Raw genomic sequence first — 3,824 nt, 5'->3', positions numbered from 1 at the left:
CCCCACCTGGCGCACCTCGTCCTTGAAGAGGCTGCGCAACGGCTCGATGAGCTGGAACTGCAGGTCGTCCGGCAGCCCCCCGACGTTGTGGTGACTCTTGATGTTGGCGGCGCCTTCACCGCCGCCGGACTCGACGACATCGGGATAGAGCGTCCCCTGGACCAGCCATTTGACGGGGTGCTCGTCGCCGGCATGGCTCCCGACGACGTCGCGGGCGGCCTGCTCGAACACCCGGATGAACTGCTCTCCGATGATCTTGCGCTTCGTCTCCGGGTCCGTGACACCCGCCAGCGCCCGGAGGAAGCGGTCCTGCGCGTCGACGACGACGAGGTCGACGCCGGTCGCCTCGACGAAGTCCTTCTCGACCTGCTCCGCCTCGCCCTCGCGAAGCAGGCCGTGGTCGACGAAGACACACGTCAGCTGCTCGCCGACCGCACGCTGCACGAGGGCAGCGGCCACGGACGAGTCGACCCCGCCCGACAGGGCGCACAGCACCCGGTCCTCACCGACCTGCTCGCGGATCGACTCGACGAGCTCCTCGACCACATGACCCGGCGTCCAATCCGGCGTGATGCCGGCCCCGTGGCGCAGGAAGTTCTCCAGGACCCGTTGCCCGTGCTCCGTGTGCTTCACCTCGGGGTGCCACTGCACGCCGTAGAGGCGTCTCTCGTCGTCCTCGAAGGCCGCCACGGGAGTGGCCAGGGTCGAGGCCGTGACGAGGAACCCGTCCGGGGCCTCCCCCACCGAGTCGCCGTGCGACATCCACACGACCTGCTCCTCAGGCTGCCCGTCGAAGAGCGTGGAGTCGGTGCGCGAGATGGAGGCCTGCGTCTTGCCGTACTCCCTGGACCCGGTGCGGTCGACCGTGCCACCCAGGGCCTGCGCCATGAGCTGGAAGCCGTAGCACATGCCGAAGACCGGCACACCGGCCTCGAGCAGCGCCGGGTCGAGGCCCGGGGCGCCCTCCTCGTAGACCGAGCTCGGCCCGCCCGAGAGGATGATCGCGGCCGGCTTCCTGGCGAGGAGGTCGGCAACGGGCATCGAGTGGGGCACGACCTCGCTGTAGACCTGCGCCTCACGGACCCGCCTCGCGATGAGCTGCGCATACTGGGCGCCGAAGTCGACGACGAGGACAGGGTGGGCCTGGAGGTCGTGGGCTTGACTCACGCGCAGAGTTTAGCCGTCCCGCGCTGGGGCCCAGGCCACGCCGGGCCGGCCGGGGTCAGGCGACGTAGGCGCGCTGGAGCATCGCGCGCACCTCACGCGTGTTGCGATGCTCCGCGATCCACGGGACGACCGGGACGAAGCCGGCGAGCAGGTTGAGCACGATCCGCTTGAGCGGCCAGGCGACCTTGACCCCGAGGTTGGCGACCGAGGCGGCGAAGACCATGTAGATGAAGCCGTGGATGTAGCTCCAGTTCTCGGTGAGGAAGTTCTCCTGCTCGAAGACGTACTTCATGATCATCTCGGCCATGAGCACGAACAGCGCGATACCGGCGATGACCGCCATGACCCGGTAGAGCGTCAGGGCCGTCCTGATCTGCTTCGGCTTGGCCAGGTTCGTCGGATACATGCTCACGCGTGCGCGCCCTCTCTCGGTGCGGCCGGCTCCGGGTCGGCCGGCTGCTGCTCTGCTCGGAACATCTTCCACCACATCCAGATCGCGAAGAGCCCGAAGACCCACCACTGGATGGCGTAGGCGAGGTTCTTGAGGTTGAGGGGGGCCTCGGGGTCGGGCGGAGGCACCGCGGTGAGCCCACCGGCCGACGGAACCGACTCGGACGAGGCGAGCAGGACGACGTTGTAGAGGTCGCCCGGCCACTCGTTGACGAGGATGGCGAGGTCGATGCCGCTGCGCTGCCCCTCGGGCAGGCCGGCACCGGGCCGCGGCGACTCGCCCGGACCCAGCGTCCCGTGCACGGTGACCTGCCCCTCGGGGGGCGCGGGGGCCGATGCCGGAGTGCCGTCCACGAAACCGCGGAGCACGGGGACGGTGCCCTCAGGCGTCACGAGAGGTGTGACCACCCACGACCCGGCCCGGCCGTCCAGCCTGCGGTCGGGGACCACGAAACCCAGCTCAGCGGCATACGTCCCGGTGGCGCTCACGGGCCGGTTGGAGAACTCCGCCTCGAACGCGGAGTGTGGCTCGGTCACCTCGGAGAGCGGCATCCGCGCCAAGGAACCGGCGGAGGCGATCGCCTCCTTGCGGCCCTCGTCCTGCGCGACGCCGAGCTGCCAGAGACCGAGGAAGGCGCACGCTGCGACCGCGATGAGCATGACGATCGTCAAGCCCACCCAGCGGGGGGTGAGCAGGCCACGGAACACTCGACAAGCGTAGGTCACGAGGCAGAGGTCACGTGCCGGCGCCCCGGCGACCGTGGCACACTCGACGCCCATGACCGGCAGCACTCCCCTCCACCGCCGGCCCTCCTTGCGGGTGGCCGCGAGCCTCCTCTCCGCCGTCGCGCTCGTCGGCCTGTCGGCCTGTGGCGGCGCCGAGCCGCTGCCCGCCGTGACGGTCACGGTCTGGGTCGACCCGCCCGCCGAGGCAGCGACAGACCCCGCGCCCGAGGCGACCGCGGAGGCACCGCCCATGACGACGACCGAGCCGACCGTCCCCGTCACGATGGCGGCCGGGCACCAGCGAGGCGCCGTGACGTCGTACGAGCAGGCACGGGACCACTTCGCGCGTGCCGACCGATCCGTCGAGAGGGCCTCCTTCCGCAGCCCGAGCGGCAACATCTACTGCCGGCTCGGTCCCGACTTCGCGGCCTGCGAGGTGCGGGAGGGCCGGGTGGACCCTCCCGTCGACGGGCTCTGCACCGACGACGAGGCGGACGACGTCGGGCGCCTCGAGCTGGTGGCCGGGGAGGTGTCTCCTGTCTGCAACACCGACTCGATCCGCGACCCGAAGGCCCCCAAGCTCGCCTACGGCCGCATCGCCCGCGTGACCGGGCTGGACGTCACCTGCCTGAGCGAGGAGTGGGGCGTCACCTGCGTCGACCCGCGCAGCGAGCACGGCTTCTTCATCGCCCGCGGATCGTTCACCACGTTCTGACCTCACCCGGGCCGCTCCCGGGAGCGGCTGATGTGACTCAGGTCACAACTTGGTAACAACCGCGGATTCACCGTGCCGACCCGGGGCTGCAGGAATTGACTTCGACTGTCGCGTTCGCTCGAGCCTGGGAAGCCTCGGGAAAGCTCCGCCGCGGCCGTCTCCAGACCGTGCGCGACGGCACATTTCATCGACAAGGGATGGTCCACGTGAGTCATTCACTGCAGTCCCGGCGGAGGCGTCTGACCAGCCTCGTCGCCGCCAGCGCACTGGCCGTCGGCGCCTTCGCCGCGGCCTCACCGGTCCAGGCCGCGTCCGACGCGGACGACGGCCAGACCCAGGCGAAGTACAAGGACACGACCCACAACCTCAGGTCGCCGCTCGCGGTCAAGCAGGACGCCATGCGGCAGAAGGCCCTCGAGAAGCGCCTCGACGGCGACAAGAAGTTCCAGGGCAAGGTGGGCAAGCTCGGCCCGGGACAGTACGTCGAGCTCGAGCGCGAGGGGACGGACCGCATCTTCGCCGTCATCGTCGAGTTCGGAGACCTCCAGTATCCGAACCCGATCTTCCAGGGGCCGCCCCCGGACGGCAGCGCGACCGACGTCACCGGCCCCCGGCACAACGAGATCCCGGAGCCGGACCGGTCGGTCGACAACACGACCCTCTGGAAGGCGGACTACAACCGCGAGCACTACGAGGACATGTACTTCAACCGCATGGCCGAGTACTACGAGCGGCAGTCCTCGGGGCGCTACTCCGTCGAGGGCAC

5 protein-coding genes are annotated in these 3,824 nt (G+C 70.0%); 2 read left to right on the top strand and 3 right to left on the bottom strand.

Going from position 1 to position 3,824, the window contains the following annotated elements:
- The 3 genes from guaA to LOY02_RS10570 all read right to left on the bottom strand — a co-directional run.
- Window positions 1–1,167, bottom strand: a 1,167-nt coding sequence (guaA, locus tag LOY02_RS10580; protein ID WP_317182320.1) for a glutamine-hydrolyzing GMP synthase, incomplete at its 3' end; no start/stop codon positions are given.
- A 55-nt stretch (window positions 1,168–1,222) separates the two neighbouring features.
- A complete protein-coding gene (locus LOY02_RS10575) occupies window positions 1,223–1,573 on the bottom strand; it encodes a DUF3817 domain-containing protein (RefSeq protein ID WP_317182322.1) in 351 nt (116 codons plus the stop codon).
- A 2-nt stretch (window positions 1,574–1,575) separates the two neighbouring features.
- Entirely contained in the window at window positions 1,576–2,325 is a 750-nt protein-coding gene (locus LOY02_RS10570; RefSeq protein ID WP_317182319.1) for an SURF1 family protein, read from the bottom strand.
- A 70-nt stretch (window positions 2,326–2,395) separates the two neighbouring features.
- Between LOY02_RS10570 and LOY02_RS10565 the strand changes: the two genes are divergently transcribed.
- Window positions 2,396–3,058 (top strand): hypothetical protein, encoded by a 663-nt coding sequence (locus tag LOY02_RS10565; RefSeq protein WP_317182318.1) that lies wholly within the window; start codon window positions 2,396–2,398, stop codon window positions 3,056–3,058.
- Window positions 3,059–3,264: 206 nt separating this feature from the next.
- Window positions 3,265–3,824: immune inhibitor A domain-containing protein (locus tag LOY02_RS10560; RefSeq protein ID WP_317182317.1), on the top strand; the 560-nt coding region annotated here is incomplete at its 3' end.

The sequence above is a fragment of the Intrasporangium sp. genome (assembly GCF_032907665.1).
In the GTDB taxonomy this organism is placed as follows: Bacteria; Actinomycetota; Actinomycetes; order Actinomycetales; family Dermatophilaceae; genus Intrasporangium.
The sequence above is the reverse complement of the archived record's forward strand: the minus strand, read 5'-3'. Positions and strand labels throughout refer to the sequence as shown.

Bases quoted from the DNA above. Each gene is read 5' to 3' on its own strand.
- LOY02_RS10565 (WP_317182318.1), top strand. From the start codon at position 2,396: ATGACCGGCAGCACTCCCCTCCACCGCCGGCCCTCCTTGCGGGTGGCC.
- LOY02_RS10575 (WP_317182322.1), bottom strand. From the start codon at position 1,573: ATGTATCCGACGAACCTGGCCAAGCCGAAGCAGATCAGGACGGCCCTG.